This is a genomic window from Microbacterium sp. (assembly GCF_030149085.1).
Lineage (GTDB): Bacteria > Actinomycetota > Actinomycetes > Actinomycetales > Microbacteriaceae > Microbacterium.
Window position 1 is genome coordinate 1 of sequence record NZ_JASBSF010000366.1, and the last position, 4,076, is coordinate 4,076.

Sequence of the window (4,076 nt, forward strand, 5' to 3'; positions counted from 1 at the left end):
GTTATGTGTACGTTCGGTCAGTGTCTCAACGACCCACCCGACTGCACCCCCGGAGCATGATGTATCTGCGTTTCGTCGACCACCAACTCGCCCCCTCAACCGACTTCGACGCGCGCGCCAGCGACATCTACTCGCGCACCCGTTCGCTCCCCGAGGGGATGCCGATCCTCCTTGACGATCGGTGGCGGCCGGTGGAGCCGTGGTTGACGTACTTCCGGATCGTCGCAGCGTCGACAGACCCGGCGACGCTGCGCGCGTACGCATACGACGCCAGGCGGTTTGCGTCGTTCCTCGCCACGCGACAGACCGACGTGATCCATGCGTCGAGCGACGACATCGTCGCGTTCCGCGAATGGCGGCTGAGCGGCTCCGAGCGCCCGGTGTCGCCGGCGACGTGGCGACGCGACGTGGTCGTGATACGCGGGATCTATCAGCTGCTCACTCAGACCGGGCAGATCCAGCGCGAACCGTGGATCACCATCGGAAGGTCGTCGCCGCTCCGGATGCGTTGGAGGAGCGAGCCCGACATTCGGCCGCTGACGCAGGCGCAGTGGCGCACGTTCCTCGACGTCGGTCTCGGCGGACGAACCGCCGCGGGCGATCTGGACGAGAGTTGGCGGGGCACAACGAGCCTGCGTTCAAAGGCGGGCGCGCAGCTGGCCGTGACGACGGGGATGCGCCTCGGTGAGTTCTCCACACTGCTCGACGCTGAAGTCCCGCCGCCGACGGGCACCGGCATCTCCGTCTTGCTCGAGGCGTGCGCGAAGTACCAGAAGCGTCGACGCGTCCACGTCCCCCTCACGACGCTTCGGGCGGTCGATCTCTACCGGCAGACGGAGCGCCGAGCGGTCGTCCGCGCGTCAGCTGCCTCCCTCTGGCGACGCCGCTCCGAGCTGTTCGTCGTCGACGAGATCGACGTGTCGGCAGGCATCCTGCGAGGCCGGGTGAATGGGCGGCGATCGAGATGGCGGCTGCACCAGCTGCCTCCGCACCTGCGACGAATTGCCGTCATCGAGCGGGACCACGGGATGGAGGCGCTGGGGCTGTTCGTCGGTCGAGGCGGTTTGCCGATCAGCCGCAGGCAATGGCACGCGACGTTCGAGGCTGCAAGCGGGCGTGCTCTGAGGCTCGCTCAGGACGAGATGGGCGGTCGCCGTGCACGGATCACTCCGCACGATCTGCGCCACACTTTCGCTGTCGTGCTCCTGAAATCGCTGACCGATGTGGCGCTGGCCCGCGAGGCGGAGCGACGGGCAGGCAACGTGGGACCAGCCACGATCTCCGAGCACATCGCCATCAACCCGCGACTTACAGTGCAGCGGCTGCTGGGGCACTCGAACCCGGCGACGACCATGGTCTACCTGCGCTACATCGAGGACACCGATGCGCTCATCCAGGACGTATTCGAGAGCTGGAGCGACGAGGGCATGACATACGCGGACGCAGTCCTCGCTGATCGGAACGTCGCGTGACGAACATCGACCTCACCCCGCGGCAGATGCTGTTCGTTCTTCCGACCGCGAACGTCGATGGAACACTCGCCCCGCTCGACTTCGCACACCCCGTCCTTGCGGCTGAGCTCGCGGACGCGCTGATCGACATGCGTCGAGCCATGGGTCACACCGACGGCACCGCGTATCAGTACCGCCGGGCGCTGATGAGCCTTCTGCGCGGTCTACCTGACGCTTGCCCGCGAACTGTGAGTCTCGCAACGCCGGGACTCGCCCTCATCGACGCGTTGCACGCGTGGGAATCCGCGTTGGCCGGCAACTACCCGCCAGAGAGCGCGATCCCGTACAAGTACGGCAGACAGATCCGCGCTCTCGTCCGCGTCCACGCAGCGAACGGTCGTGACGTCAGCGACGCCACGCTCCGTTGGGCGCAGGCGCACGTGCTGCACCAGGGCGGCGACTCCACGCCGCTCGATGAGTTCTCGAACGCGGAGCGACTCGCGATTCGCAACGCCTGCCGCGCCCGAATCCGCGAATTGGAGGCTCGTCTGGCAGTCGGACGTCGGCTGCTCGCCAGCGCAGACGATCCCCGAAGCACAGGGTGGGAACGAAGCGCCGATGTCCTGTGGGGCATTCGCCATCTCGGACGACGTCCCGGAGCATCGATCGAGGCTGATGTCCTCCGCGCGTGCGCATCGGGTGTGCTCGACGACCTCCACGACGACTTCGCGCTCGAACAGTCGCCGGTCCGCGCCAATGCCGGCCGGATCACGCGACGACTACTGACCCACCTCTATCCGTCCAGCGAGGACCTCGTTGCGTTTCGCACACTCCTGCAGTTGGAGAGTGGTGCGGCGCCGGAAGAGTGGTCGGACGTTCGACTCACAGACATCGAGCACACGACAGACTCGGTCCGCGTACGGCTCCACAAGGCGCGAGCCCACCGAACTCGAACCGTGCGATGCGCGATCACCGGGTCTCGCGATGGCACCGGGTGGAGAGCAGGGGATCTCATACTTCGCCTGATCGCTGTCACCGAGGCAGCTCGGGAGGAGGCAAAGGAGGTGGGCGGCTCCGACGCGGACGCCTTGTTCATCACCGTGCAGCGCACCGCGTCCAGGCATCTCGTCGCGCGCCAGGAGTCATTCTCGCGCCGCCCCTTCACGTCGCTTCTGATGGCGATCTCGCCCGAGATATCAAAGCCATACGATTCCCGCCGGCTACGCAAGACAGTGAAGAGTGTTCGTGCAGCAGTGCTCCGCAGCGCTGACGCCGCGGCGGGAGACGACCACAGCATCGCTGTCTACCAACGCCATTACGCGCAGTCGACAACCGTGCATGTTCTGGCCGGCAACGCAGTCAACGCGGCGCAGAGTCAGGTGTTCGATCGAGTACGAGGGCCGGTCTTCGTTCGTGCTGCGGCCAGCACCGTCGACGACGCAGCAGGCGACCTGGGTGCTGCCGCAGCCGCCGAGTTGGCCTCGAGCGCCACTGACCAGGGAATCAACGTGACTCAGTGCACGTCACCGTACGAATCGCCCTTCACGCCGGCGGGGCGGCTCTGCGAGCATCGGCCATCGATGTGCTTCGCGTGCCCGAACGCGATCGTGTTCGCAGATCACCTGCCGCGAGTCCTCGCGTACCGAGAGATTCTCCGCGGTCACGAGAACGAGATGCCCCCGGCCCAGTTCGCGGCGGTACACGGTCAGCAGTTGGTCAACGTCGAACGCATCCTCCACGAGTTCTCCCCGACGGAGATCGAGAACGCGCGGACGGCGTGCGAGACCGCCTCTGTCCATGTGCCGCTCACCCAGAGAGGAGTCCACCTGTGAGCGTCGATCGCGAGTACTCTGCCGAGCCGGTGTCGCTGTTCGCGAGCGACTACTGGGCGAGCGACACGGCGGTCATCTCAGATCGACACCTCGAACATGACTTCCCCATCCCCTTCTTCGGAGATGAGGATCGCTGGGACCTCAGCGCCCTGGGGTGGAACCCTGCTGCGGGCCGCCATTCCGCGGTGCTGTTGTTCGACTCGTTCATCGGTGAGTGGAACCTTCGTGCTCGCGAACTCGCAATGGCACTTCTCAACCCTGTGCATCCCGTGCTGCGCGGGCAGATGATCTATCTGCGAGCAACGCCCGCCCATGTGAAGACGATCCGTTCCAAGCTCGAGGGCCTGAAGCGGTTCGCCGCGTGGTACGCCGACAACCTCCCTGACACTCCACTCCGTGATCTCCATCAGTCGCACCTCGACGGCTTCCTCACTGAGGTCAAGACGATGGGGATCCCCTCCAGAACGCGACAAGCAGTCGATGCTGTTCGCGAACTGCACACCTACGCGGCAGTCCTCTCTGGCGGAGGCATCCCATTCCGTCCATGGGGAGATCTCCACACGATCGCGCTCAGCGGGCAGAAGTCCAGCGCCGAGCTGAGCACGCCGGTGATTCCACCGCAGGTGTGGTGGCCGCTCCTGCGGGCGTGTTGGCAGTACATCAACGTGTTCTCGCACGACATCTTTGCGGCCGCCGCGGAATGGTCGGCGCTCGACCGCCCCAAAGCCGAGCGCGTGAAGGTACGACACCCCGAGGACACGCTCGCGCGATGGATCGTAACGCCCGGAAATCG

General features: G+C 65.8%; 3 protein-coding genes. All 3 read left to right on the plus strand.

Translation table 11 applies throughout. The annotated features are described in order from the left end of the window. Nucleotides 1-1,472 (plus strand): tyrosine-type recombinase/integrase (locus tag Q1V87_RS14785; RefSeq protein WP_300594528.1); only part of this gene is annotated, 1,472 nt, incomplete at its 5' end. Continuing rightward, a complete protein-coding gene (locus Q1V87_RS14790; protein WP_195692254.1) occupies nucleotides 1,469-3,283 on the plus strand; it encodes a hypothetical protein in 1,815 nt (604 codons plus the stop codon). The genes Q1V87_RS14785 and Q1V87_RS14790, both read left to right, overlap by 4 nt. Then, nucleotides 3,280-4,076 (plus strand): hypothetical protein (locus Q1V87_RS14795; protein WP_300594532.1); only part of this gene is annotated, 797 nt, incomplete at its 3' end. The genes Q1V87_RS14790 and Q1V87_RS14795, both read left to right, overlap by 4 nt.